Source organism: Streptomyces sp. Root1310 (assembly GCF_001426425.1).
Taxonomy (GTDB): Bacteria; Actinomycetota; Actinomycetes; order Streptomycetales; family Streptomycetaceae; genus Streptomyces.
Genome location: NZ_LMEQ01000011.1, coordinates 45,298 through 69,089, shown reverse-complemented (window position 1 = coordinate 69,089; position 23,792 = coordinate 45,298). Strand labels below are relative to the sequence as shown.

The window sequence follows — 23,792 nt, the reverse complement described above, 5'->3', positions numbered from 1 at the left end:
AAGACGGCGCCGGCGCCCTCATGGCGGCCCGGCACGTCACCCGGCCACGGCAGCCCCCGCGGCCCCGGCCGCACCGGAGAGCACCCGTCCGCGCTCGATCGTCACGACCTGGTCGGCGCCGGTGAGGCACTCCCGTTCATGCGTGACCAGAAGGGTCGTACGGTCACGGGTGGCGTCGAGGATGTCGGCGAGCACACCGGCCGCGACGTCCGGGTCGAGTCCCTCGGTCGGTTCGTCCAGGACGAGGACAGGCGGGTCGGCGAGCAGCGCGCGGGCCAGCAGCAGCCGGGTCCGCTGCCCGCCGGAGGGCTCCGTGCCGTCGGGCCCGAGGCAGGTGTCGAATCCGTCGGGCAGCGACTCGATCCAGTCCAGGATCCGCGCCCGGCGCGCCGCGTCGCGCAGCTCGGTGTCGCCGGCGTCCGGCCGGGCGAGCAGCAGGTTGGCGCGGATGGTGGCGTGGAAGACGTGGGCGTCCTGGGTCATCCCGGTGATCACCCGCCGCACGTCATGGCCGGCGCAGTCCCGCAGCTCGCGGCCGGCGACTTCGATGCTGCCGCCCTCGTAGTCCACGAACCGCATGAGCGCCGAGATCAGCGTCGACTTCCCCGAGCCGCTCGCGCCGAGCAGCACGGTGCGCCGTCCGGCCGGCAGGTGCAGGCTCAGACCGTCCAACGCCGGTGCGTCACAAGCAGGGTGGCGCACCGTCAGGTCGCGGATGCGCACGCCGACCGGGCCGTCCACGGCGAGCGCCGCCGCGGCGGCCGGCTCGACGACCGGCGCCGGTGTGTCGAAGAGGTCGGCCAGCCGCCCCGCCCGGGCCCGCACCTCGGCGAGCCGGAACGCGGCCGCCGGCAGCGGCGCGAGCGCTTCGAAGGCCACCTGGGAGAGCACCGCGAGCACCGTCAGATGGACGGCGGGCAGTTCTCCGTCGGCATGGGAGCCCAGCGCACTCCACACGACGGCCACCAGAGCCGCCCCCTGGAACAGCATCAGCACGGCGGACGCCAGCGACGTGGTCAGCGCACGCCGCCGCTCCAGACGGGCGATCCGCTCGGCGGCCAGCCGGGCCCGCCCGGCGGCCCGCCCCTGGGCGCCGTAGGCGGCGAGGTCCGCCGCCCCCTCGCTCAAGTCCACGACGTGCGCGGCGAGTTCGGCCCGCAAGGCCGCCTGCGCCCGCCCCGTGCCCCGGGCCACGGCGAGCACGGTCGTCGGCACGAGCAGGACGGCCACGGCCAGCAGCAGCCCGAGGAGAAGACCCGCCTCGGGCAGCAGCACCGCCGCCGTCGCGGTCGCGGCGACACACACCGCGGCGGCGGCCGCGGTCGGCAGCACGATCCGCAGCAGCAGATCCTGCGCGGCATCCACGTCGTCGACGAGCCGGGTCAGCAGATCACCGCTGCGGAAAGCGGGCGTCCCCGCAGGAGCCAGCGGCACCAGCGCCTCGTACACCTTGGTGCGGAACCCCGCGACGGCCCGCAGCACACCGTCGTGCCCGAGCAGCCGGTCACCGTAACGCAGGGCCCCGCGCCCCAGCGCCAGGGCGCGCACGGCCACGATCGCAAGGCTCACCGAGGCGAGCGGCGGCTGCTGCGCGGCCCGTGTGATCAGCCAGGACGCGGTCGCCATGAGTGCGGCTGCCGCCAGTTCACTGCCGGCCGCGGCGAGCCCCGCCGTCAACAGCCTGCGCCAGTACGGCAGAAGATGACGCACCAGGCGCACCGTCGGCCAGGACCCGCCCGGCGGCCGGACGGGGGGTACGACCGCCGGGCGGGAGTCTGTGCGGCGCTCGGCCGCCGTGTACAGGGAGGTCATGAGGTCAAAGCCCCTTCGGGGGGAAGGAGTCGCGGTGCACGGAGGGAGTCCGCCACCGTCTGCGGAGGCCCGTACTTCACCGTTGCCGGGTGCGGGTCCGCCACCGTTTCCAGCCGCCCGCCCCGCACCGTGACGACGCGGTCGGCGTACGGGAGCAGGCTCGTGCGATGCGCCACCACGATCGCGGTACGTCCGCGCATCAGCCGCACCGTGGCACGCGTGACGGCGGCCTCGCTGTCCGGGTCGAGATGCGCGGTCGGCTCGTCCAGCAGCAGCACGGGCGCGTCCTTGAGGAAGGCCCGGGCGAGGGCCAGGCGCTGCCGCTGCCCCGCGGACAGCCCCGCACCGTGTTCGCCGAGCAAGGTGTCGTACCCCTGGGGCAGGGCCTCGACGAAGTGGTCGGCGTACGCGTCGCGGGCCGCCTGCCGCACCTCGTCGTCGCTCGCGTCGGGCTTCCCGAGCCGGATGTTGTCCGCCACGGAGGCGGCGAACAGGTGCGGGCGCTGCGGCACCCACGCCAGCCGCGCCCGCCAGTCGTCGGCGTCGAGGCCCGCCAGGTCGGTGCCCCCGACCGTGATCCGGCCGGCCGAGGGCTCCACGAACCCCAGCAGCAGGGCCAGCAGTGTGGACTTTCCCGCCCCGCTGGGTCCGACCAGGGCGATGTGCTCACCGGGCCGGACCTGCAACGAGACACCGTCCAGGGCGGGCACGGACCGGCCCGGGTAGGTGACGCACACGCCGTGCAGGGACACCGGCACGGTACGGACATCGGGCGTCGCGGGCCGCTCGCCCGCGCCCCCCGCCGCTGCCGCCGCCTCACCCTCGTCGAGGATCGTGAAGACCTGCTCCGCCACCGTGACGCCCTGCGAACTCTCGTGGAAGGCGGCCCCCATCGCCCGCAGCGGCAGATACGCCTCCGGCGTCAGGAACAGCACGACCAGCGCCGTACGCAGGTCCAGCGCACCCCCCAGCAGCCGCAGCCCGACGGGTACGGCGACCAGCGCCACCGACAGCGTCGCGACCGTCTCCAGCACGAACGACGACAGGAACGCCACCCGCAGGGTCCGCATCGTGGCCCGGCGATGGGCGTCGGCCATCTCGCCGACCCGCCGGGCCTGGTAGTCCTCACGGCCGAACGCCCGCAAGGTCGGCAGCCCGGCCACCACATCCAGGAAGTGCCCGCCGAGCCGCGCCAGCAGCCGCCACTGCCGGGCGGTGCGCCGCGCGGTGTGCATACCGACCAGCGCCCCGAACACCGGGATCAGCGGCAGCGTCACGACGACGATCAGCGCCGACGACCAGTCGGTCACGAACAGCCAGACCACCACCGTGAGAGGGACGACGCCGGCGGCCGCCATGGTGGGCAGCGCCCCGGTGACATACGGATCCAGGGTGTCCAGCCCACGCGTCAGCAAGGTGGCCGTCTCGCCGTGCCGGCGCGCCGCCGGCGTGGACGGCGCGGCGTGGCCGAGCCGGTCCGCGAGCCGGCCGCGCAGCGCGTGCTTGGTGTCGGCCGCGGCCCGCTGCGCGAGGACGTCCCGCGCCCAGCCGAGCAGCGCCCGCAGCGCCACCACGCCGCCCAGCGCGGCCGGCGCCGCGAACGCGACCCCATGTCCGGCGAAGGCGTCCGCGAGGACCCCGGCCAGCAGCGTCACCTGGACGACGACGAGGACCGCGGCGAGGAACGCCAGGCCCGCCGAACGCCCCACATGGCGTCGCAGCACCGGCAGTTCCCGCATCAGACGGCGTTCGACCGGTTTCATGCGCGATCCCTCCCCCTTCTCAAGGCTGCGGCTGACGGGCGGTCTGCTCAGAAGTAGCTGAGATGACGGCGTCCCGTACGTCCCCTGAAGGCCCACCAGCTCCACGCCTGGTACGCCAGGATCGTCGGGACCACCAGCACCCCGAACCCGCTGAGGATCTTCAAGGTGGCGTCGTCGGTGACGGCGTGCCCGATGTCGAGCCCGTGGCCGGCCGAGCTGATCAGCAGATACGGGTAGTGCCCCGCCCCGACCAGCAGCACCGGCAGCGCGGTCGCACAGCAGGTGGCCACGAACGCCCGCACCTGGTGCCCGCCGGCGAAGGACCACCAGGCGACACCGAGCGCCGCCGCGATCGCGGCGGCGATCACGGCCGCCACGCCCCGGTTGGTCATCGAGGCACCCTCGCCGAACGCCGTCAGCAGCAGTGCGAGCAGCGCCGCCGCACCGGTCGCGGCCACCAGCCGCACACCCAGCCGCCGTGCCCGGCCGGCCACTTCGGGTTCCGAGCGCAGGGCGACGAAGCCCGCACCGTGCGCCGCGAACAGCAGGATCGTGGTGACACCGCACACCAGCACGAACGGCGTGAACACCTCACCGAACCCGACCCGGAAGCTGCCGTCGGCCCGCCGCGGCACACCGTGCAGCAGCAGGCCCACGACCAGCCCCCAGCACAGGGCGGGCAGCGCGCCACCGAACACGATCAGCGCGTCCCACACCCGGCGCCCGGACGCCCCCCGGGCCCGGCGGCGCAGCTGCACGGCCGCGTTGCCGAGGACCAGACCGACCAGGATCGCCACGATCAGCGGATACATCGCGGGCAGCAGGGTGCCCTCCAGGTGCGGGAACGCACCGAACATCACTCCTGCGAAGGCGACCAGCCACACCTCGTTGCCGAGGAAGAACGGAGCGATGGCATCGAGCGCGGCGTTGCGGTCCGAGGCACTGCCGCGCTCCTGCTCCTCCTCCTTCTCGCGGGACCTGCCGAGGAAGGGGTGCAGCATCTGTGCGCCGTAGTCATATCCGCCGAGCACGAAGTACCCGGCGAGCAGCAGGCCCAGCAGGGCCAGCCAGGCGGTCTGCAAAGTCATCTCGTCAACTTCCCCTCAGAAAGCCGGGACCGGCTGTTTGTCGCCGGCGCCGTCCGTGGGCCCCTCGAGCCGGTCCTCGGTGAGCGGCTCGGTGGCACCGAGCTGGGTGGCGTCGGGGCCGCGGAGGGCGAAGCGGGTGATCAGGGTCCAGTTCGTCACCGCCAGCGCCAGGAAGACGGCGATGAACACCGTGCAGGACGCGATCAACGAGGCCCTGCCGACATGGGACAGCGCGTCCTCCACCGTCAGATGGCCGTAGACGAGCCAGGGCTGGCGTCCCACCTCACGCACCACCCAGCCGGCCACCGAGGCCAGGAACGCGAACGGGATCATCGCGGTCATCAGATAGGCCATCGGACGCCACCGCACCAGCCGGTCCTTCCACAGCAGGAACACCGCGATGAAGGTGATGGTGGAGATGGTGTTGCCGATGAGCGTCATCGCGTTCATCGACAGATGGATCCAGCCCTGCGGCGGCACATAGTCACCGGGCCCGAACTGCTCCACGAGCCGGCGCTGCACCTCGGCGACACCGGAACCGTCCAGCACGGCGGCCTTCATGGGCTGCGTCCGCTCGATCACCGGACGCTGCAGCTCGCCCACCACGACGACGAAGAAGGAGGCGAGCATGGCCACCCACGTCCCCAGACGCAGGGAGGAGCGGAACAGGTCGGTCTCCTTGGTGCCCCGGGCGAAGTGCCAGGCACTGATCCCGGCGACGAAGACGCCGCCCGTCATCAGCGCGGCGAGCGCGATGTGGCCGAGGGCGACGAGCGCCATGTCGTTGGTGAGCAGCGCCCCGAAGTCGGTCAGGTAGGCGACACCGCCGCGGACTTCGTAGCCGACGGGATGCTGCATGAAACCGTTGGCGATCAGGATCCAGAACGCCGAGGCGTACGCGGTCAGGGCCACCAGCCAGATGAGAGCGACATGCACGCCCCGGCGCAGCCGCCCCCAGCCGAAGATCCACATCCCGAGGAACGTGGACTCGGCGAAGAACGCGATCAGCGTCTCGAGCGCCAGCGGCGCCCCGAAGACGTTGCCCGCGAACTTACTCAGTCCGCTCCAGCTCAGCCCGAACTGGAACTCCATGACGAGGCCGGTGACGATACCGACCGCGTAGTTGATGACGTAGAGCTGTCCCCAGAAGCGCGTCATGCGCTCCCGGACAGCCTTCTTGGCGGGATCGCGGGTGTACGCGGCCCGGGTGTGCATGAACGCCACGAGGGGGACGAGCCCCATCGTGAGGATCACGAACAGCCAGTGGATGCCGGTGGTGGCCGCGAACTGGAGTCGGGCCAGCTCCGCAGCGCTCATGGATGCGACCTTTCCTGGTAGGGCGGCGGGAGAAGGACGGAAGCGGGGCCCTCGCATCGCGTGTACAGGCACCGGACGTCACCGCCCGTCACCTGTGCGGTGACCTCGATGAGACCGTAGAGAGAATTGCTCATGCTTTCCAAGACCGGTTTTGCCATGTGACGATGCCTCGAAAGACATAAGTGAAGGTGGCTCGTGGATCTGCTGCAGTTGCGCTACTTCCAGACCGTCGCCCGCTACGAGCACATCAGCCGCGCCGCGCAGGAACTGAGCGTCGCCCAGCCCTCCCTCAGCCGCACCATCGCGCGCCTGGAGGCCGAGCTCGGCTCCACGCTGTTCGAGCGCCAGGGCCGCGGCATCAGACTCAACGCGTACGGAGCGATGTTCCTGCGCCACGTCGACCGCGCCCTCAGCGAACTCGACGACGGCATCCGGGCCGTACGCGAGGCCGGCGAACTCGGCCTCGGCCGGGTCAGCATCGCCTGCGAGACGCTCCTGACCATCACCACGGTCCTCGGCAGCTTCCGCGCCACCCAGCCCTACGCCGACGTGCGGCTCTTCCAGTCGAACGCGGAGGAGATGGAACGCCAGCTGCGCGTCGGCGAGGTCGACTTCTGCGTCGCCTCACAGCAGCTGAACGGCACACACCTGGAGTCGCTCGAACTCACCCGCGAAGAGGTGCTGCTCGCCGTCCCGCGCGGCCACTGGCTGGACGGACGGGAGGCCGTGACGATCCGCGAGATCGCCGACGAGCCCTTCGTCACCACCCGCAAGGGCCACTGGCAACGCACCCTCCTGGAGACGCTGTTCGCGTCCGAGGGCCTGACGCCCCGGCTGTCCTGCGAGGGCGACGAGCCGGGCGCGAGCCAGGTCCTGATCAGCGCCGGTCTCGGCATCGGCCTCATCCCCGCGATGTCCCGCCAGGCCGGCACCGAGACCCGCGTCCCGGTGGCCTGGGTGCACCTGGACGCCCCCGCCTGCCACCGCGTGCTCACCCTCGTCTGGCGCCGCGACGCCTACCTGTCCGAAGCCGCCCTGAGACTGCGGGAGTTCATCACCTCACGCCCCTTCATGACCCACCGCCTGCCCGACCCGAACCGTCCCCGGTCCTAGCCGTTCTCGAGCAGAGCTGGACTTGGCGTGCGGAAAAATCCTCTGCTACGGTCCGGTTTTCCTCACTTTCCCCGGCTTCGGGCATCGCGTGTCCCGACGGCCGCCGCGCGGCAGCGAGTTGACGAGGGTGTCGCGTCCCCCGCCCTCTCTCCAGCGGTACTCCACCCTTTTTCATCGGCCGCTTGACCGACCTCCGAGCACGCGCCCACGCATGGTCAAGCGCTCCCCGAGGAGTCCCCCATGCCCAAGATCACGTACATCTCCGCCGGCGGCACCGAGCGGACCATCGACGTCCCCGTCGGCACCAGCGTCATGCGCGGCGCCGTCTTCCACGACATCGAAGGGATCGTCGCCCAGTGCGGCGGCAACGCCCAGTGCGCGACCTGCCACGTCTACGTCGACGACACCACCGCCGGACCACTGGACCCCCGGCAGCCCGGCGAGGACCGGCTGCTCGACTACACCGTCTGCCCCCGCCGCCCCACCAGCCGCCTCAGCTGCCAGCTCAAGGTGACCGAGGCGATGGACGGCCTGATCGTCCATACCCCCGAACGGCAGGACTGATGCCCCCTCCCGCCCCCATCCCGGCCGCCTCCTGACCCCCCGGCAGGACACCGGCTCCCGCCCGCCAGCGGCACGACCCCACCAGCCCACCAGCCCACCACCCCACCACCGTGCCGCCAAGCCGGCGCCAACTCACCCTCCAGTCCTGGCCAAGACATACGACCCATGCTGTGCGGTACGAGCCATAAGCAGAGGTTTCATGTCGACATCTGGGGGATTGATGTCTGGAAAAGCCAACATCCAACGTCTGTATTCAGCCGTGGAAGAAGCGGCCGGCCTGTTGGACATAGCGTGCTCACGTGACCGGATGTGGCCCACCCTGACCGCATTCGAGGACGTCTTCGCCGATGGCGCCATCGTCTTCAACATGGTGACCAGCGGCGGCCGCATAGGAGACCTCTCCTTCGACTTCACGCTGCCCCCCAGCGCCGGCGACCCCTACGAACTCGCCCTCTCACACGGCCTGGTCGACGAAACCGACCACCCCATCCGCGCCCTCTTCTCGGACATCCAGGCGCGCTGCCCCCTCCAGGCGTACGGCGTCGACTACGGAATCACCAGCGGCTTCCACAAGACCTACGCCTTCTTCCCGCTCGGCGACCCGCAGAGCCTGGCACAGCTCGCCGACATCCCCTCCATGCCCAGCGATCTGTCCGAGCACGTGACCTCGTTCGCCGCCTACGGCCTGGCCGACAAGGTCTCGGCCATCGCGATCGACTACGCGCGCCGCACATGGAACGTGTACTTCAACGGCCTCTCCGCCGACCACGTACAGCGCACGGCGGTCCTCTCCATGCTCAGCGAGTTCGGCCTCCCCGAGCCGAGCGCCCAACTGCTGGAATTCATCGAGACCTCGTCGGCGCTGTACCCCACCTTCGGCTGGGACTCCTCGAAGATCGAGCGGATCAGCTTCTCCACGAGGACCACCGATCCGGCGGCACTGCCCGCCCGGACCGAACCGAAGCTGGAGCAGTTCGCGCGCAACGCCCCCTACGCCTACGAGGGCGAGCGGGTACTCGTCTACGCGGGCGCGCTGTCGCCCAGCGAGGAGTACTACAAACTCGCGACCTACTACCAGATGACCGCCGCGGCACACGACCGGGTCCGCTCCGCGAACTGACGCCCCACCGCACGCGTCCGGCCGCGCCCGGCCCGGCCGCAGGACGCCTGCGCCCGGCCCGGCCACCGGATCCCGCGCCCGCCAGGAGACGCCGCAGCCCCCCGACACCGCGGCCGCGCCCCGGCGGAGCAGCCGGGCGCCACCCGACCGCAGACCGGACGGGCACCCGGACACACCCCGCCGAGCGCCGTCCGGCTCCGTCGGCCACCTCGTGAAGCCGGCACGGCGAGGCCGGCAAGGACCGCCCCGCGTGTGTGGTCCGTTCCGTCCCCGGCGCCGCCCGGGCGGCGTCCACGTGAAGTCGTCCTCGCCGTGGGGATCCCGGCCGTAGTCCGACGAGTCGACTGCGGCTGCCCACGGGGGAGTGCCTGCGCGGAGCCGGGGAGCCCCGCCGAGCAGGAAGCGGACATCGGCGCCGGCGTCCGGCCTCCCGCAGGGACCTGCGGCAGAGGCAGCCCTCCGCCTCGCCTTCCAGCGCGACGATGACATCGGCGAGGTCATTACAGTCCAATTCACCATGGCTGCTGGTACCAGGGCGCCTGAGGGGAATGGTTCCTGTAGAAGTTTTCGAGTCGACGGTTGTACTCCGCTTGAGCTAAATCCTGTATCCGGGGCGAGGGAGATGAGTCCCCCGCTGTTTTGAGCTTCAGGAATATTTGCGCTGCGCCGAGAACCAGATAGATCGCGAAGAAGAAGGCCGGCCACAGAAATATGGGCGCTGCATAGACTAGCCATTGTGGAGGACCGTCCTGGGTCTGGGGTGCCTGAACGATCAAGGTATCGAGAAAAAATGCACCCCCCGCGGATAGGATGGCCTTTATTTTTTGAGGGGTTCGGAGTTCGTGCCAGGTCCAGTTCAGGCCCAGGGTTGGCTTTCTGGGTGTGGTCGGCCAGCCCTGGCTGGCTGCCATACGTGCGTTGTACGCCAACCTCGGGCGAACTTTTTGGAGATAGAATATTCCCGCCGCGAGATAGACAGGGCCCAAGAGGATCGCAAGCGGCGGTGCGAAGATCAAAAAGATTCGGAACTTCTGGGTGGACCCGGTTTGGATCCAGTCATAGGGGTGCTGCATGATCACGTCGGCGGCAACGCCGATGCTGAGAACAAATCCAACGATGTCGGCAGTCGCGACTAAAGCAGCTGGCACGCGGATCATCAGATCGATACTCTCTTCTGCGGCACAGGGTGGTTCGCCCATTTGGCGGGTTCGCAGGCTATGTCCGTCCGGCCGGAGCCGCATCCCTCTTTGGGTGTATTTTGAGAATTCCCGACTGCGCTCTGGTGATCGTGGTGCGCGTGTGGGGTGTGAATCGAATGTACAGGCGAGGATCCTGTGACCCTGTGTCAGGATCCATTTCGGTCGCAAGGTTTGGGATGCCGGGACGTGCCTCAACGCCGCGGAAGTCTATGTACCGACTCTCGAATGACGAATGGTTGGAAAACTGCATCTTCCCCGGTCCGGAACACCCCCGATCCTGGGTGGTCATCACCTGCGCCGCTGACGCGGACTCGCCCGTGGGCCGCCTGGTCCGCGTCGCAGGGTTCCGGCCCGTCGCAGTTGCCGGTGCGGGGGCGCAGGTGGGTGACCTGGGTACGGGCGAGTACAGGCGACCATTTCGATGCACGTAATTGAATTTTTCTGACAGATATTAACTGCATCGATGCAACTCCGCGTTGGCCGCCGGTTTCGGGGGGAGCCTTGTGGCCGGGGGCGTTGAAAAGGCCAGGGCGGCCAGGGCCTTGGGGTGACGCCTTTGCCGGGAACGACGCCAGTCACGTCGAGAGGCCGCAGAGCATGTCATTCGATCGGCTTGAGAAGTCACACCTCGTCATCCACTCCTGCGCGGTGGGCGCGGCCTTTTGGTCCGGTGCCTGGGGAGCCGTACCGGTGGCGGGAATCACTCCCGACACGGCTGGCCTGGTGGCCATATGTACCACCATGGGTGGGCTGCTCGCGCAAGTCCATGGAAAGGGCGCCGGGGAGCTGAGCTTTGTGGGAGCCGCGGCGGCCGCCGGGCAGTACTTTGCCGGGGCGCTGATCGTCAAAGGGTTGTCCTCGCTGATTCCCGTCGTCGGGACCGTGGTCAATGCAGGCATCTCCCTTGCCACGGTGGAGGCGGTGGGCTGGGCGTTCTACTTGATCCTGAACGACGGGAAGGACCCGTCGCAACTGACCAAGCAGGACATGAAGGACTACCTGCGGCGTGGTGAGCATCTACGGTCGGAGCATGCGCAAACCGAACGGTTCGCGTGGATGGACGACGTACCGACGGACGTGAAGAAGACCGTCGAGAAGCTCTCCAAGGAGGTGTCGGCACCCGGTATCGGCGAGGGGCGCCGTGCCGTCCTGCTCGCTGAGATCGAACGCCTGCTGGCCCCCTACAGGCCCATCCAGGACTGACCGCTCTTCTGGGGTGGCGTGGAAGCCGTGACAGGCCCTGGCGTGCCCGGCTGGAGCGAGGACCGCCTGCCGGAACGGCGGACGCCGAAGGCCGTCCAACACCCCGTGCACACCACCTTCGTTCGCCCTCGGCACGAGGAACTCGGGCGCCGAGGCGGGCGGGTTGGTGCGGCCCCAGCACCTGGGCCAGGGCGGGCAGCAGGCCGGGCCGCGAGGCCCGAGGCCGGGGCGGGAGACCCGACATGCGGGCGGTCCTGCCTGGTGGAATAGTGAAATCGGGTGGGGCATCAGGGCATGTGTTTCCGCCGGGCCGGCAGGCAGTGCCACGGCTTCGGATCTCCAGTCTCTTCGTCTGTCAGAAGCAGGGAGAAGCCCATGCGTAGGAAGATTCTCGTGTCCGCACTGACGACAGCGATGGCCTTCAGCGGATGGACCGCGGTCACTTTCTCGAATGCCGACGCGGCGGTGAAGGCCGCGCCCAGAGCCACCTGCAGGGTGTCCGAAGGCCCTGGTGGCCTTTTCGGGGTGTCGGGCAAAGGATTCAGGGCGGGCGAAAGAATCACCGTGCGGAATTCCAAGGGCAAGGCGGTGCGCGTGACCAAGGCGATCACAGGAGGGTTCTTCGAGGTCACCGGGCTGCCGAACGGCAACTACCGCGCCAGCGGAAGAACCGCCACCGCGTCCTGCCCGAAGTTCGTGCCGGACGACGACGGCGCCATCACGTGCACGGTCACCAAGGGCCCGGGAAAGACCTACGGCGTATCCGGCAGGGGATTCCCGGAGGGCGAGAAGGTCACGTTGAAGAATTCCAAGGGCGCCGTCGTGGACACGACCGTCACGATCAAGGACGGCTTCTTCGAGTTCACCGGCGTCCCCAACGGCACGTACACCGTCACCTCCACGTTCGCCCATGTGACCTGCCCCAAGGCCACGTAGGACAACGGCCACCGGGCCGCGGCCGAGGGCCTCTGCCGGCAGGCCGCCGACGCCGGCGACGTGTCCGCGCTGAGCGGGCCGGCTGGGCCCGGCACCAGGAGCGGGCGGGCGGCCTCGACCGGAGGCCCGGGCAGCCCCGCCGTGACTGTCCTGGCAGGCGCCTGGCATCCGCGGGATGCCAGGCGCCTGCGCGCGCATCGGCGGCAGGCCGGGATGCATCCGTGCCGACCTGCCTGCGGCCATCCCCGCCGACCTGCCTGCGGCACCGGAGCTTCGTGCCGGCCGGCCGGGAATGAGAGGGCCGGGGAGGTTGTTCCACACCATGTAACTGACATGCTCCGGTCAATCCGGAGGGTGTGGGTGAAAGGAGGACCTCATGGCACGCAGCAGCATGCGTCCCGTCGTCACGCTGAAGTCGACGGCCGGGACCGGCGTCACCTACGTGACCCGCAAGAACCGCAGCAACGACCCCGACCGGCTCGTCCTGCGCAAGTACGACCCGCTCGCGGGGAAGCACACCGCCTTCCGCGAGGAACGCTGAACCACGCTTCCGCCCCGGCGGACAGCCGTAAGGCAGGCGGCCGTAGGGCAGGCAGCCGGAAGGCAGACAGCGACAGGAAAGGAAACCCCATGAGGCCCCGCATCCATCCCGAATCCCGGCAGGTCGTCTTCCGTGACCGCGCCGCGAACGCCCTCTTCCTCACCCGCTCCACCGCGGTCTCGGACCGGACGGTCGAGTGGGAGGACGGCAACACCTACCCGCTGGTCGATGTCGACATCTCATCGGCGAGCCACCCGTTCTACACCGGCACCTCGAGGGTCGTGGACACCGCTGGACGGGTCGAGCGGTTCGAGCGCCGCTACGGCCGCGCAGCCCCGGCCCGCCCCTGACCGCGGGCCGTCATCCGGACAGGAGGAAGCAGACCATGAAGGTACGCAAGTCCCTGCGCTCACTGAAGTCCCGACCGGGGGCCCAGGTGGTGCGCCGCCGGGGCGTGGTCTTCGTCGTCAACAAGAAGAACCCCCGCTTCAAGGCCCGCCAGGGCTGACGGCACCCGCTCACCGAGCCGGCCGGCCGGCTCGGTGAAGGGGGCGGGAATGCCGGTGCGGCGGACGGTGTTGTGGACGATGTGATCGTGGAGGGGACAGTGTCCCCGGGCCTCACCTATTGCCTGCGGGGACGATCGTCCGGCTGAAGCCCCGCAGAGCCTTTCGCCGCGTAGGCGACCGCCCTTCACGACCACGCTCTATCGTCTGCGGCCCCGGTCCGGCATCCTCGCCGGCCCGGGGCCGCAGACGTTTTTGCCGCCGGCGCGGCCCCGTTCACGAACAGCCGCGCACACCTTGCTCTCTCCGGGTGGCGGCGATCGTCCCGCCGTGCCCGCTGAGACACTCGGCACCCCGCCTGCGCAGGCCCGCCGGCCGAGCCGGCCAGAAACCCGGCCTGCCCGGACCGGTGTCCAGGAGTGTCCCGTTCCTGAGCCGGGACTCTTCGCTGCCGCAGCTCACGTAGCGGCAGCGCCCGCTGCCCCTGCCGGGGGACCGGCGGCCACGTGATCATCCACGGGTGCCCCGCTGTGTGCTTACGGCTACCGGGGGCGGGGAAATGATGATCGCTATGACGAGCGCGACGCAGAACTACGGTCTCCTGTGGACCGACCCCGACGGAACCCCGCAGGCGTCCGCCGGCAGGTACGACAAGCGGTCCGCGAAGCACCGCCGCACCGAACTGAAAGCGGTGGGCTGCACCCGTGTCGAGATCGTGCCGGTCAGGCCTGGCGAGGTTCCCGAACCGGCTGCCTGAGCGGAACGGGGCGGGGCGTGAGGGCGGCATCGACGGCTCGGTCTGCGAGGGGGATATGCCGGCCCCACTGCCCCGGGGGGGAGGGGGGTGGGGCCGGCGTGCGCTCGAACGGCCGGGGGGACGGCGCTGCGTCGAGCTCATCTTCGCTGCTGCCCCCGGTCGCGAGGTATATGCACGCCTCCGGCGCTTCTCCCGTTCACACCACGACGCCACCGGCCTGCCCATCGCCTGTCACCTCGTCGAAGCCCCCGGCGGCACCCTCCGCCGATGGGCGAGTGGTGGGGTGCCCGGCACTGCCGTGCGGTGCTGTCTGCCCTGGAACCGCACGGCAAACCTCACGCGCTGCCGGCTGCTGAGCAGCGTGGGAGTCAGATCCGGCCGAGATCGATCTCCACCGGAAAGGGGGCCGCCACCTTGAGGATGCCGGTGAACACGTCTCCGTCCCGGTAGGTCTTCGTTGCGGGGTCGAGAATGTAGGTGTACACGAGAGGAACGCCTGTCGCGGCCTGCTCGATTCGCCAGTAGAAGCCGATGCCTGCCTTGGCGTACTGGTCGACCTTCACGATCCGGTCGGTGGTCTCCGAACCGGGCGACACCACCTCCGTGACCAGAAGCACGTGCTCAGGGCGGGTAGGGGTGACATCGATCGTGTCTGCGCGGTACACGACGACGTCTGGGCGGCGATTGGTGAGCGGGACGTCCTGAAGCCGGACGTCGAAGTCCGTGTCGGCATTCCACTCCGGGCCCGCGGCGGCATCGAGGGCGTTCGCCAGAATCCGGGCCAGCCGGTGGTGCCGCTTGGACGCACTCGGACTCACGACGACCATCCCGTCCACGACCTCGATGCCGGTGCACTGCTCCTCGGACCAGGAGTCGTACTCCTCCGCCGTGATCTGCTCATGCATCCACGCCGGGGCCATCATCTCGGCCGTCATGAAGCACCTCCCGGACGCTATGCGGCGGGCCCAATCCCGCTGATTCAGCCTACTGTCTGCCATCCGTCCGACCCGCTGATCTCACCCACACCCCCCTTTGCTGTGGCGCCGCGACCGGCAGGCCATGGCAGGCAGGAACGGGCGCGATGGGCTCGGCGCCGGGGGAGCGGAACAGTGTCCCCGCGATCTGGCATGTAGCGGATGCTGGCCCTGCCCAGCCCGTAATCGGCCCCTACCACCGAGGCGACGGTATTCAAGCTGCGCGGCATCCGTGGCCTCGCCGAGGTTGCCATGAAGCGTGGAGCAGGCTCGTTGGCGGCGCCCAGTCTCGATGTAGTCCAACGTTGTTGCCGTGATGTGGTCAAGGTGGGGCCGGTTCGGTGAGACACCCCGTCGGTGGGGCTGCCGCGGTAGGGGATCTGGTGGAGACCGTGCCGCAGCCTGTCCGTGAGCTGCCCGTGAGATTCGACCGACCCGTCGTAGTGTGTGACGCCCCGGCCGTGGAGGACACGACGGTGATCGTTCGACCGTTCGCCCGAAGCTGCCGGTCGCCGCACCGCCACAATCCCGGTTCATCCCGGTTTTTCGGGGTTCCATGGCTGTATGCCCAGGCTGAGCACCTTGCCGCAGTTGCGCCGAATCCTTCACCGCGGCACACGTCACAAAAGCCCAAGGCCGGCAAGACGTTCTCGCACGGACGACCGTACAGCGGGGAACCGACTGCAGTTGGTGGCGCTGTCGCTGCCGGGCATCGCCTCTCTTGCCGCCCTGCTGTTCACCTGGGCTTCGGTCGAGCAGTCGGGAGAACGGTTGCAGATCGCCGAGCAAGGGCAGGTGACCGGCCGGTTCAATGCAGCAGTCGGCAGCCTCGCCTCACCGGCTGTGGATGTCCGCCTTGGCGGCATCTATGGCCTGGAGCGTCTCATGCGGGACTCGCCGCCCGACCAGCCCACCATCGTCAGTTTGCTTACGGCATACGTTCGTGAGCACGCCCGCGGGAGGGTGGCCGGCTCAGCCGATGCCCACCCGGCCGCGGACGTCCAGGGGGCCATGACGGTGCTGGCCAACCGGGATCCCGCGCGTGACGGCAAGGGCGACTTCAACCTGCGCGGCGTTCGCCTGCACCACTTGGGCTACATGGGGATGTGGGACCGGGCGCGCCAACGCGTTATCGGTATCAATTTTCCGGAGGCGGACTTCACTTCCGCAGATCTGAGTGACGCGGACTTGGAGCACGCCCGTCTGACCGGGGCGGGCATGGCGGGCACAGCTTTGCAGGAAGCAACGCTGAATGAGGCCCAGTTGGCGGACGCCGACCTCACCCATGCGGATCTGGCACGGTCGCAGATCAGGCGAGCCGACCTCAGGCGGATCCAGGCGGCCGGGGCGCACTTCGACGATACAAACCTGAATGGATCTGAGATGGAGGATGCCGACCTGCAGCGGGCCAGCCTCGTCCGTGCCAGTCTGCCCGGCGCGATCCTGCGCGGAGCGGACCTGAGGCAAGCCGACCTCCGTGACGCGGACTTCACCGGAGCGGACCTTACCGGCGCCGACTTCACCGGAGCGAAGAACCTGTCGACGGCGAATTTTGATAGGACCGTCCGCAAGGACACCCGAGGTCTGCCTGCATGACGACAGCCCGCTTTCCGCAACCTCGACTCACGGTGAACCGGCGGAAAGATGTCCCCCCCCCCCCCCGCCAGCCCGAAGCCCGTGGGCAGTTGGCAGTTGTTTTCGTGCGTATCCCGGGTGGCCACGAAGATGATTGCGGCCACCGCCTCGCGCCACCTCGTCGGCTTCGCCGCCCGCTCTGTGGACGTTCCCGAGCCGGCGAAACCACCTCCAAGGCACCAGCGGGTCAGCCGGCCGGTCCGCTGCTCGGGGTTCCGGATCGGGCGCCGCACGGGGGCGGCAGACCTGACACCTCGGCGGCGCGCCCCCAGGGTCTGCCGGTCATGCTTCAGGGCAGCGCCAAGCTGTTGTCGGGGGTCAGACCGCTGAGCTTTTCGGGGTTGACCTGGAAGCGCAGGTTCTGGATGCGGCCGTCGGCGAGGTCGAAGGTGAAGACGCCGACCGTGTGTCCGCCGAGGGCGGCCAGGACACCGAGCTCGCCGTTGACGAGGGCCGGCTCCATCGTCAGGGCGGCCAGTTCGGGCTTGGCCAGGAAACCCACGATCCAGCGCGCAACGTGGTCAGTGCCGTGCAGGGGGCGGCGGGCGGCGGTGACCTTGCCGCCGCCGTCGGACCAGGCGGTGACGTCGGGGGCGAGCAGCTCCATGACGGCGTTCAGGTCGCCGCCCGCGCAGGCCTGCAGGAAGTGGGCGGTGATCTGCCGGCGCCGGGTCGGGTCGGCGTCGAAGCGGGGGCGGCGGGCCTGGACATGCTCGCGTGCGCGGTGGGCGATCTGGCGGACTGTCGGCTCTGGACGTTCGAGGGTCTCGGCGATCTCGGCGTGCGAGTAGCCGAAGACCTCGCGGAGCAGGAAGACGGCGCGTTCTACGGGGCTGAGGGTTTCCAGGACGACCAGCATCGCCGTGGAGACGCTGTCGGCCAGTTCGGTCTCCGCGGCGATGTCGGGAGAGGTCAGCAGGGGCTCGGGCAGCCACGGCCCGATGTAGGTTTCGCGGGTTGCCTGTGCGCAGGTGAGGCGGTTCAACGAGAGGTTGGTGACCGTGCGCACCAGATAGGCCTTGGGGTGGCGGATGGCGTCGTGGTCTGCGGTGCTCCAGCTCAGCCAGGTGTCCTGGAGGACGTCCTCGGCGTCGGTGACGCTGCCCAGCATGCGGTAGGCGGTGGCGAACAGAAGCCTGCGGTGTTCGAGGTACGGGTCCTTCTCGTCCCTGGCGTCGACCATCGGCTCATGCTGCCAGCGCTGCAACCAGGGCGGCAAGGCCCGAGATCATGGCGCTGGGAGCCTGGGCGCCCGTCATGCCGCGGGCTTGCGGGTGGCGCGGCCGCCCTTGGAGATGATGGTGGTGACGTTCATGCGCTTGCTGAGCCGGTAGGTCGTGAGCGGGCTGGCGCTGACCAGCTCCTTGTATGCGACGGCGCTCCGGCCGGTGAGATGCATGCGGCGGGGGGTGTCATCGGCCTTGGTGAACTGGATGACGGCGTCACGGCGGCCGAGGCTGACCGGCTGGTGGAAGTAGCCGAAGCGGAACGGCTTGACGGCCTTGCCGCGTACGAGCCGCGCGATGGCGTCGGCGGTGTACTGGGCGGTGGGCAGACCGCTCTGGCAGGTGCCGTGGATCTGTCCCCAGGCCTGACGGACGGCGGCGGCATCGCCGATGGCGCGGATCTGCGGGTGGGAGACCGAACGCAGGGTGGCGTCTACCAGGATGAGGCCGTGGTCGTCGGTGGCGATCCCGGCGTCGGCGGCGAGCGGCGACACCTTGACGCCGGTGGTCCACAGGCAGGCGTCGGAGGAAATGAGCCGGCCGTCGGCCAGTTCGACGGCGTCGGGCAGCACCTTGGTGACGCGGGCGCCGGTCTCAAGAGTGACGCCGAGGCGCTCCAGCGCGCCGTAGAGGTAGGCGCGGGCCTTTGGCCCCAGCATGCCGCCGGGCTCGTCCAGGCTGATCAGCGTGACGTTCAGGCCAGGGTGGCTCTCGGCGATCTCGGTGGCCGCCTCGATGCCGGTCAGGCCGCCGCCGCAGACGGTGACCGTGCCGCCGGACGCGGCGACCTCGGTGAGGCGCGCGGCAAACCGGCAGGCGGTCTCCGGGGTGTTGAGGGTGAACGCGTGGATGTCGGCGCCGGGGACCTTGCCGGTCTCGGTCGAGCTGCCCAGCGCGTAGACGAGCGTGTCGTATCCGAGGGTCTTGGTGCCGTCGACGGTGATCTGCCGGGCCTCGGGCTCGATGGCGGTGGCGGTGCCCTGGACGAACGTGACACCGGTCCCGGAGAGCAGGTCGGGGATCTGGTGGTCGGCCGGCTCCTGACCGGCGGCGATCTGGTGCATCCGCAGCCGCTCGACGAACCGGCTCGACGGGTTGACCAGGGTGATCTTCACGTCGGTCCGGCGGGTGCGGTGGGCCAGCCGGATGGTGCCGAACAAGCCGGTGTAGCCGGCGCCGAGGACGACGATGTGATGGCCGTTGTTCATCGGATCTCCCAAGGTCGGGTACCGGCATCGGTGCCGGTGACGCCCATGGGACAAGCAGCCCGCACCGGACGTGACAGGCCGCAGATGTGATCCACGTCACCTCGTGCGCGTCATTGGTGTGCTGGGACGAAGGCCCCGCAGCGTCCGGGCCCGCGCGGCCAAAGCGGAGAGAACGGCATCACCCCGGGCGGTGCGTCGAGCGGGTTCGGGAGCGAGGTGTCGGCCGAGATCGTTCTTGCGAACTGCAGGGATTCCTGCCGGTGTTGGCGGCGGCATCGGCGGGTGGGCTATGTTGCAGACATGACCACCGGGACGGCATTGCGCCACACACGGATGGGTGACCCGGTGCCCTCCTGAGCGCCGTACGGGCCGGCGCGGGCCCGCTGTCCGATCGAGGATCGTGCGCTGCCGCGCGGGCTCCTCCTCCGTCGTGTTGATCACAGGCTCGACCCATCAACCACGACAGGAGAATCCATGCCCACCAAGACGCTGCAGATCCCCACCGCGGACGGCCACGCCGATGCTTTCGCCGCCTTCCCCGTCCACGGCGAGCAGCACCCAGGGGTGCTGCTGTACGCGGACGGCTTCGGCATCCGGCCCGTACTGCGGGAAATGGCCCGCGAGCTGGCCGGGCACGGGTACTACGTGCTCGTCCCCAACTTCTTCTACCGGCACGGTCCGGCACCGGTGATCGAACTTCCCGAGCACATCGGAGAAGAGGCCCGGCCCGCGGTCTTCGCTCAGCTGATGCCCTTGATCGAGGCGCACACCGCCGACCGTGTCCTGCGGGACGCTGACGCATACCTCGGGTTCCTCACTGCTCAGCCCGAGGTCGGCGCAGGACCGGTCGCGGTGACCGGCTACTGCATCGGTGGCCTCTTGGCGACGCGCACCGCCGCGGCCCACCCCGGCCGGATAACCGCCCTCGCCGCATTCCACGGCCCGGTGGGAGCCGACGGACCCGACAGCCTTTCCAGGCTCTCCGCCGAGGTCCACTTCGGCCATGCCGAGAGCGACTTGACGCCCGAGGCTCTCGGCGAGCTCAACAAGGCCCTGGATGCGGCGGGTGTCGGCTACACCTCCGAGATCTATCCCGGCACCGTTCATGGCTTCACCATGTCTGACACCGATGCCTTCGACCCCGCCGCACTCCAGCGCCACTGGGACCGCCTGCTGCCCCTTCTCGGGCGCACCCTGACCAGGAGCTGAGGCGCTCCGGCGCGGGCCTTCCAGGCCGGTGTCGCCGGGCAACCGCGCGGCCGCCGCCCGGATCTCCGGTTGCTCGGCGTCGATCCGGTGAAGAGTGACCGGAGACCTGCATGCCCATCACCGCTGTGCCGCGATCGGCGAGGAAGGCTGTTGTTGTGAGTGCGGTCAGGCGGCGAAGGAGGCGAGCAGCTCGTTGTACTGCTTGGCGGCGGTGCCCAGGTCTTCGTCGGAAAGGCCGAAGGCGGTGCCGTAGAGCTTGACCATCGGCTGGATGTCGAACTGGCAAAGCCTCAGGGTGGCGTGCCAGTTGCCGAGGAGGGTCTCGATGGTGGCCTGGTTCGCGCCTTGGGGGGTGTAGTGGTCGGCGGGGACTCCGGCGGTGACGGCGACGACGGCCTTCTTGCCGGCCAGCTGAGAGGCGGAGCCGTCCATGGTGAAGGCCCAGCCGAGGGTGAAGACCTTGTCCTGCCACTGCTTGAACAGGGGGGTGGTGTTGTACCAGAACACCGGGTGCTGGAAGACGATCACGTCGTGGTCGGCCAGCAGCGCCTGCTCGGCTTCGGCGTCGATCCGGAAGTCGGGATAGGTGGCGTAGAGGTCGTGCACGGTGACATGGGCCAGCTCGCGGACGGCGTCCACCAGGGCCTTGTTGGCCTTCGACCGGGACAGGTCGGGGTGGCCTACGACAAGGAGGACCTTGGACATGGTGAGAGAACCTTTTCAGTGATCAGTGAAATGGATGAAGGGACGCGGGGTGGTCGGGGGTGACGGGTCGGCAAGTCGCCGGGGCGTCAGATCACCGGTCGATGGTGGCCATGTTCGCCTCGTCGTGGCGCTCGCCCGCGGCCGGTGTGAGGTTGTTCAGGCGGTCGAGCTGAGCGGCGCTGAGTTCGATGGCGTCGGCGGCGGTGTTCTCTTCGACGCGCGGGACCCGCCGGGTGCCGGGGATGGGGGCGATGTCGTCGCCGCGGGTCAGCAGCCAGGCCAGCGCGGTCTGCGCCGCAGTGGCTCCGATCTCGGCGCCGATGGCCTGTACTTCGTCGACGATGCGCAGGTTGCGCTGGAAGTTGTCGCCGGTGAAGCGCGGGTTGGTCTTGCGCCAGTCGTCGTCGGTGAAGTCGTCGACGGTGCGGATCTGCCCGGTCAGCAGGCCGTGCCCGAGCGGGGAGTAGGGCACGAATCCGATGCCGAGCTCGCGCAGCAGCGGGAGGATCTCGGTCTCGACGTCGCGGGTCCACAGCGAGTATTCGGTCTGCAGGGCGGCCACCGGGTGCACGGCGTGTGCCCGGCGGATCGTCTCGGGTCCGGCCTCGGAGAGTCCGATGTGGCGAACCTTGCCTTCGGCGACCAGCTCGGCCAGCGCGCCGACGGTCTCTTCGATGGGGGTGTTGGGGTCGACGCGGTGCTGGTAGTAGAGGTCGATGTGGTCGGTGCCGAGCCGCAGGAGCGAGCCTTCGACCGCGGCCTTCACGTTGTGGGCGCTGCTGTCGATGACGCCGGGGCCGTTGCCGGAGTGGGAGACGAGACCGAACTTCGTTGCCACGACGACGTCGTCGCGGCGTCCCTTGATGGCCCTGCCGACGATTTCCTCGCTGTGGAACGGGCCGTAGATCTCGGCGGTGTCGATGTGGGTGACCCCGAGGTCCAGGGCCCGGTGGATGGTGCGGATCGACTCGGCGTCGTCGAGCCCTCCGCCCGTGGTGTAGGTGCCGGCCATGGTCATGGCTCCCAGGCCGATGCGGGAGACATCGAGCCCGCCCAGTGACACGTGCTTCATCAGGTGCTCCTTTCATGAGGGCCGTCAGGCCCGGTCGGTGGTCGTGATCAGGGGGGTGCGCCACCACATGGCGGGCCGTGTTTCGGTGGTCCGCGTTGCCGGCGCGGGCGCTGTTGCCCAGGTAGCGGGTCGGCGCCGTAGGCGCGCCCGGCGGGGGCATGCGCCTCGGCAGGGACGCGGGGCGCGCGTTGCTCAGGCGTCGGTGCCGTCGTGGGTCAGGCTGCCGAGGGCATTGATGCTGCGTTCGTCGTGATGTGCTTCGTCCAGGCGGCCATCCGCGCACTGACCAGCCAGGGCATCCGCAGGCTGAACCGGCTGCGCCTCGTCAGTGCTCCTGGGCCGCCGGCTCCAGGACGAGGACCGGGATCTCACGGTCCGTGTTCTTCTGGTACTCGGCGTAGCCGGGGAACGCCTCGACGGCTCGGGCCCACCACACGGCCTTCTCCTCCCCGGTCACCTCGCGTGCCAGCATGTCCTGGCGCGCCGGGCCGTCCTGGAGTTCGACGCGGGGGTCGGCCACCGCGTTGTGATACCAGACCGGGTGGTTGGGGGCTCCTGCCATGGAGGCGATGACGGCGTAGGTGCCGTCGTGCTCCACCCGCATGACCGGGGTCTTGCGGATCTTGCCGCTCTTCGCGCCCAGGGTGGTCAGGATGACGACGGGCAGGTCGCGGAGCCGCTCGTCTTCGGCCCGTGCGACCAGGACACTCAGTGTCGTTCCCTGCGTACCGCCGGAGCTCTCGTACAACTCCACCTGGTCACGTACGAACTGCGCCTTGCTCGGCTCGTACTCGCCTTTGAGGGGCATGTTGTCCCCCTCAGACGCGGGTGTCGTCGTAGGCCAGGCTGTCGCCCAGTTCGCGGGATGCCTCGGCCTGGGCGAGGAGTTCCTTCGCCTTGGCCTCGGCGGCCTCGATGGCGTCCGCGCCGGCGACGAAGCGGTGCAGGGGCTTGTCCTGGCCTGCGATGGTGAGCAGGGCGCGGGCGAGCTTGGCGGGGTCGCCGGGCTGCTTGCCGTTCATGCTCTTCATGCCCTCGATCCTGGGGGCGGTGCGCGGGGCGTAGTCGTCGATGGACAGCTCGGGCCAGGTGGTGGAGCCGTCCACGAGGAGTTCGGTGCGGAAGTAGCCGGGCTCCACGATCGTGGTGTGGATGTCGTACGGCTCGACGTCGTGGCGCAGGGACTCCATCCAGCCCTCTTCGGCGAACTTGGAGGCGGCGTAGGCGGAGGTGAACTCCATGCCGACCAGCCCGGCCGTGGAGGTGATGGTGATGATGTGGCCGGCGCGCTGCTTGCGCAGGACGGGCAGGACGGCGCGGGTGACGTTCATCGGTCCGAAGAGGTTGGTGTCGAACTGTCGGCGCATCTGCGCGGGCGAGATCTCCTCGAAGTAGCCGGTGAACAGGTTCCCGGCGTTGTTGATCAGGACGTCGATGCGGCCGAAGCGGTCGACGGCGGCCTGCGCGGCCGCCTCGGCGTCCTCGATGCTGGTGACGTCCAGCTTGGTGACCAGCAGGTTGTCCTGCGGCCCGCCGAGGGTCTTCTCGACCTCTGCGGGGCGGCGGCCGGTGGCGACGACCTGGTGGCCGGCGGCGAGGGCCTCCCGGGCGATGTCGGTGCCCAGACCGCGTCCGGCACCGGTGACGAGAATGACCTTGCTCATGAGGGGATTTCCTTTCAGGCACCGTGATCCGGCACCCGCTGTGTGCGGGGGTGATGTCTGCAGCGCGGACAGCGCCGCAGAAGGGGGCTGGGACCGGTGGCACAGGCGCCGCCCTGTCCGGGCCGTTCACACCGCGGGGCGGTGCACCACCAACAAAACCGGCTGTCACGCGAGGGTGGG

At 69.6% G+C, this 23,792-nt stretch carries 24 protein-coding genes; 11 read left to right on the top strand and 13 right to left on the bottom strand.

Going from position 1 to position 23,792, the window contains the following annotated elements; genetic code table 11:
• Window positions 1–36: 36 nt before the first annotated feature.
• Genes cydC through ASD48_RS18010 form a run of 4 tightly spaced genes read right to left on the bottom strand, consistent with a single transcriptional unit; the run spans window position 37 to window position 5,980 of the window.
• Window positions 37–1,812 carry a thiol reductant ABC exporter subunit CydC gene (gene cydC, locus ASD48_RS18025; RefSeq protein WP_079073833.1) on the bottom strand — a complete coding sequence of 592 codons (1,776 nt, stop codon included), beginning with the start codon at window positions 1,810–1,812 and terminating at the stop codon, window positions 37–39.
• Window positions 1,809–3,575: a thiol reductant ABC exporter subunit CydD gene (cydD, locus tag ASD48_RS18020; RefSeq protein WP_079073832.1), complete on the bottom strand. Its 1,767-nt coding sequence runs from the start codon at window positions 3,573–3,575 to the stop codon at window positions 1,809–1,811. Before cydD ends, cydC begins: the two co-directional genes overlap by 4 nt.
• 47 nt (window positions 3,576–3,622) lie before the next feature.
• Entirely contained in the window at window positions 3,623–4,663 is a 1,041-nt protein-coding gene (cydB, locus tag ASD48_RS18015; RefSeq protein ID WP_057602673.1) for a cytochrome d ubiquinol oxidase subunit II, read from the bottom strand.
• A gap of 15 nt (window positions 4,664–4,678) precedes the next feature.
• Window positions 4,679–5,980 (bottom strand): cytochrome ubiquinol oxidase subunit I, encoded by a 1,302-nt coding sequence (locus ASD48_RS18010; RefSeq protein WP_057602672.1) that lies wholly within the window; start codon window positions 5,978–5,980, stop codon window positions 4,679–4,681.
• Between the two features lie 195 nt (window positions 5,981–6,175).
• Here ASD48_RS18010 and ASD48_RS18005 point away from each other — a divergent pair, with 195 nt between their 5' ends.
• The 3 genes from ASD48_RS18005 to ASD48_RS17995 all read left to right on the top strand — a co-directional run bounded on the left by ASD48_RS18005 (window position 6,176) and on the right by ASD48_RS17995 (window position 8,777).
• A complete protein-coding gene (locus ASD48_RS18005) occupies window positions 6,176–7,093 on the top strand; it encodes a LysR family transcriptional regulator (protein ID WP_057602671.1) in 918 nt (305 codons plus the stop codon).
• Window positions 7,094–7,333: 240 nt separating this feature from the next.
• Complete coding sequence (locus tag ASD48_RS18000) at window positions 7,334–7,657, top strand: 2Fe-2S iron-sulfur cluster-binding protein (RefSeq protein ID WP_057602670.1); 324 nt, start codon at window positions 7,334–7,336, stop codon at window positions 7,655–7,657.
• A 199-nt stretch (window positions 7,658–7,856) separates the two neighbouring features.
• Entirely contained in the window at window positions 7,857–8,777 is a 921-nt protein-coding gene (locus tag ASD48_RS17995) for an aromatic prenyltransferase (RefSeq protein ID WP_348983220.1), read from the top strand.
• 512 nt (window positions 8,778–9,289) lie between these two features.
• Here ASD48_RS17995 and ASD48_RS44270 read toward each other — a convergent pair.
• On the bottom strand, window positions 9,290–9,976 hold the full coding sequence (locus ASD48_RS44270) for a hypothetical protein (protein WP_157880651.1): 687 nt from the start codon (window positions 9,974–9,976) through the stop codon (window positions 9,290–9,292).
• Window positions 9,977–10,666: 690 nt separating this feature from the next.
• On the opposite strand from ASD48_RS44270, the gene ASD48_RS17990 reads away from it, so the two are divergent.
• On the top strand, window positions 10,667–11,179 hold the full coding sequence (locus ASD48_RS17990; protein WP_157880650.1) for a hypothetical protein: 513 nt from the start codon (window positions 10,667–10,669) through the stop codon (window positions 11,177–11,179).
• A gap of 287 nt (window positions 11,180–11,466) precedes the next feature.
• Here ASD48_RS17990 and ASD48_RS44265 read toward each other — a convergent pair whose 3' ends face one another.
• On the bottom strand, window positions 11,467–11,790 hold the full coding sequence (locus ASD48_RS44265; RefSeq protein WP_157880649.1) for a hypothetical protein: 324 nt from the start codon (window positions 11,788–11,790) through the stop codon (window positions 11,467–11,469).
• On the opposite strand from ASD48_RS44265, the gene ASD48_RS44260 reads away from it, so the two are divergent.
• From ASD48_RS44260 to ASD48_RS17960, 5 genes are all read left to right on the top strand, one after another.
• Window positions 11,774–12,115 (top strand): SdrD B-like domain-containing protein, encoded by a 342-nt coding sequence (locus tag ASD48_RS44260; RefSeq protein WP_157880648.1) that lies wholly within the window; start codon window positions 11,774–11,776, stop codon window positions 12,113–12,115. The two genes, ASD48_RS44265 and ASD48_RS44260, sit on opposite strands and share 17 nt — an antisense overlap.
• A gap of 376 nt (window positions 12,116–12,491) precedes the next feature.
• Window positions 12,492–12,656 (top strand): 50S ribosomal protein L33, encoded by a 165-nt coding sequence (rpmG, locus tag ASD48_RS17975; RefSeq protein WP_057602666.1) that lies wholly within the window; start codon window positions 12,492–12,494, stop codon window positions 12,654–12,656.
• An 89-nt stretch (window positions 12,657–12,745) separates the two neighbouring features.
• Complete coding sequence (locus ASD48_RS17970) at window positions 12,746–13,006, top strand: type B 50S ribosomal protein L31 (protein ID WP_057602665.1); 261 nt, start codon at window positions 12,746–12,748, stop codon at window positions 13,004–13,006.
• Window positions 13,007–13,041: 35 nt separating this feature from the next.
• Complete coding sequence (gene ykgO / locus ASD48_RS17965; RefSeq protein WP_020132570.1) at window positions 13,042–13,164, top strand: type B 50S ribosomal protein L36; 123 nt, start codon at window positions 13,042–13,044, stop codon at window positions 13,162–13,164.
• Between the two features lie 569 nt (window positions 13,165–13,733).
• A complete protein-coding gene (locus tag ASD48_RS17960) occupies window positions 13,734–13,919 on the top strand; it encodes a hypothetical protein (RefSeq protein ID WP_242432639.1) in 186 nt (61 codons plus the stop codon).
• Between the two features lie 368 nt (window positions 13,920–14,287).
• Here ASD48_RS17960 and ASD48_RS17955 read toward each other — a convergent pair whose 3' ends face one another.
• Complete coding sequence (locus ASD48_RS17955; RefSeq protein ID WP_057602664.1) at window positions 14,288–14,854, bottom strand: Uma2 family endonuclease; 567 nt, start codon at window positions 14,852–14,854, stop codon at window positions 14,288–14,290.
• Window positions 14,855–15,583: 729 nt separating this feature from the next.
• Here ASD48_RS17955 and ASD48_RS17950 point away from each other — a divergent pair.
• Entirely contained in the window at window positions 15,584–16,489 is a 906-nt protein-coding gene (locus ASD48_RS17950; protein ID WP_057602663.1) for a pentapeptide repeat-containing protein, read from the top strand.
• Between the two features lie 328 nt (window positions 16,490–16,817).
• Here ASD48_RS17950 and ASD48_RS17945 read toward each other — a convergent pair whose 3' ends face one another.
• A complete protein-coding gene (locus ASD48_RS17945; protein WP_057602662.1) occupies window positions 16,818–17,711 on the bottom strand; it encodes an RNA polymerase sigma-70 factor in 894 nt (297 codons plus the stop codon).
• 72 nt (window positions 17,712–17,783) lie between these two features.
• Window positions 17,784–18,962, bottom strand: a complete 1,179-nt coding sequence (locus tag ASD48_RS17940) for an FAD-dependent oxidoreductase (RefSeq protein ID WP_057602661.1) — start codon at window positions 18,960–18,962, stop codon at window positions 17,784–17,786.
• A 474-nt stretch (window positions 18,963–19,436) separates the two neighbouring features.
• On the opposite strand from ASD48_RS17940, the gene ASD48_RS17935 reads away from it, so the two are divergent.
• Window positions 19,437–20,171: a dienelactone hydrolase family protein gene (locus ASD48_RS17935; protein ID WP_057602660.1), complete on the top strand. Its 735-nt coding sequence runs from the start codon at window positions 19,437–19,439 to the stop codon at window positions 20,169–20,171.
• Window positions 20,172–20,336: 165 nt separating this feature from the next.
• On the opposite strand, the gene ASD48_RS17930 is transcribed toward ASD48_RS17935, so the two are convergent.
• From ASD48_RS17930 to ASD48_RS17915, 4 genes are all read right to left on the bottom strand, one after another.
• On the bottom strand, window positions 20,337–20,876 hold the full coding sequence (locus ASD48_RS17930; protein WP_057602659.1) for an NAD(P)H-dependent oxidoreductase: 540 nt from the start codon (window positions 20,874–20,876) through the stop codon (window positions 20,337–20,339).
• Window positions 20,877–20,967: 91 nt separating this feature from the next.
• On the bottom strand, window positions 20,968–21,948 hold the full coding sequence (locus ASD48_RS17925) for an aldo/keto reductase (protein WP_057602658.1): 981 nt from the start codon (window positions 21,946–21,948) through the stop codon (window positions 20,968–20,970).
• Between the two features lie 325 nt (window positions 21,949–22,273).
• Window positions 22,274–22,756 carry a nitroreductase family deazaflavin-dependent oxidoreductase gene (locus tag ASD48_RS17920; RefSeq protein ID WP_057602657.1) on the bottom strand — a complete coding sequence of 161 codons (483 nt, stop codon included), beginning with the start codon at window positions 22,754–22,756 and terminating at the stop codon, window positions 22,274–22,276.
• Window positions 22,757–22,766: 10 nt separating this feature from the next.
• Window positions 22,767–23,612 carry an SDR family oxidoreductase gene (locus ASD48_RS17915; protein WP_057602656.1) on the bottom strand — a complete coding sequence of 282 codons (846 nt, stop codon included), beginning with the start codon at window positions 23,610–23,612 and terminating at the stop codon, window positions 22,767–22,769.
• Window positions 23,613–23,792 lie beyond the last annotated feature (180 nt).

Coding starts and splice junctions, on each gene's coding strand:
- cydC (WP_079073833.1), bottom strand. CDS start 1,812: ATGACCTCCCTGTACACGGCGGCCGAGCGCCGCACAGACTCCCGCCCG.
- cydD (WP_079073832.1), bottom strand. CDS start 3,575: ATGAAACCGGTCGAACGCCGTCTGATGCGGGAACTGCCGGTGCTGCGA.
- cydB (WP_057602673.1), bottom strand. CDS start 4,663: ATGACTTTGCAGACCGCCTGGCTGGCCCTGCTGGGCCTGCTGCTCGCC.
- ASD48_RS18010 (WP_057602672.1), bottom strand. CDS start 5,980: ATGAGCGCTGCGGAGCTGGCCCGACTCCAGTTCGCGGCCACCACCGGC.
- ASD48_RS18000 (WP_057602670.1), top strand. CDS start 7,334: ATGCCCAAGATCACGTACATCTCCGCCGGCGGCACCGAGCGGACCATC.
- ASD48_RS17995 (WP_348983220.1), top strand. CDS start 7,857: ATGTCGACATCTGGGGGATTGATGTCTGGAAAAGCCAACATCCAACGT.
- ASD48_RS44270 (WP_157880651.1), bottom strand. CDS start 9,976: ATGGGCGAACCACCCTGTGCCGCAGAAGAGAGTATCGATCTGATGATC.
- rpmG (WP_057602666.1), top strand. CDS start 12,492: ATGGCACGCAGCAGCATGCGTCCCGTCGTCACGCTGAAGTCGACGGCC.
- ASD48_RS17970 (WP_057602665.1), top strand. CDS start 12,746: ATGAGGCCCCGCATCCATCCCGAATCCCGGCAGGTCGTCTTCCGTGAC.
- ykgO (WP_020132570.1), top strand. CDS start 13,042: ATGAAGGTACGCAAGTCCCTGCGCTCACTGAAGTCCCGACCGGGGGCC.
- ASD48_RS17960 (WP_242432639.1), top strand. CDS start 13,734: ATGACGAGCGCGACGCAGAACTACGGTCTCCTGTGGACCGACCCCGAC.
- ASD48_RS17955 (WP_057602664.1), bottom strand. CDS start 14,854: ATGACGGCCGAGATGATGGCCCCGGCGTGGATGCATGAGCAGATCACG.
- ASD48_RS17945 (WP_057602662.1), bottom strand. CDS start 17,711: ATGGTCGACGCCAGGGACGAGAAGGACCCGTACCTCGAACACCGCAGG.
- ASD48_RS17940 (WP_057602661.1), bottom strand. CDS start 18,962: ATGAACAACGGCCATCACATCGTCGTCCTCGGCGCCGGCTACACCGGC.
- ASD48_RS17935 (WP_057602660.1), top strand. CDS start 19,437: ATGCCCACCAAGACGCTGCAGATCCCCACCGCGGACGGCCACGCCGAT.
- ASD48_RS17930 (WP_057602659.1), bottom strand. CDS start 20,876: ATGTCCAAGGTCCTCCTTGTCGTAGGCCACCCCGACCTGTCCCGGTCG.
- ASD48_RS17925 (WP_057602658.1), bottom strand. CDS start 21,948: ATGAAGCACGTGTCACTGGGCGGGCTCGATGTCTCCCGCATCGGCCTG.
- ASD48_RS17920 (WP_057602657.1), bottom strand. CDS start 22,756: ATGCCCCTCAAAGGCGAGTACGAGCCGAGCAAGGCGCAGTTCGTACGT.
- ASD48_RS17915 (WP_057602656.1), bottom strand. CDS start 23,612: ATGAGCAAGGTCATTCTCGTCACCGGTGCCGGACGCGGTCTGGGCACC.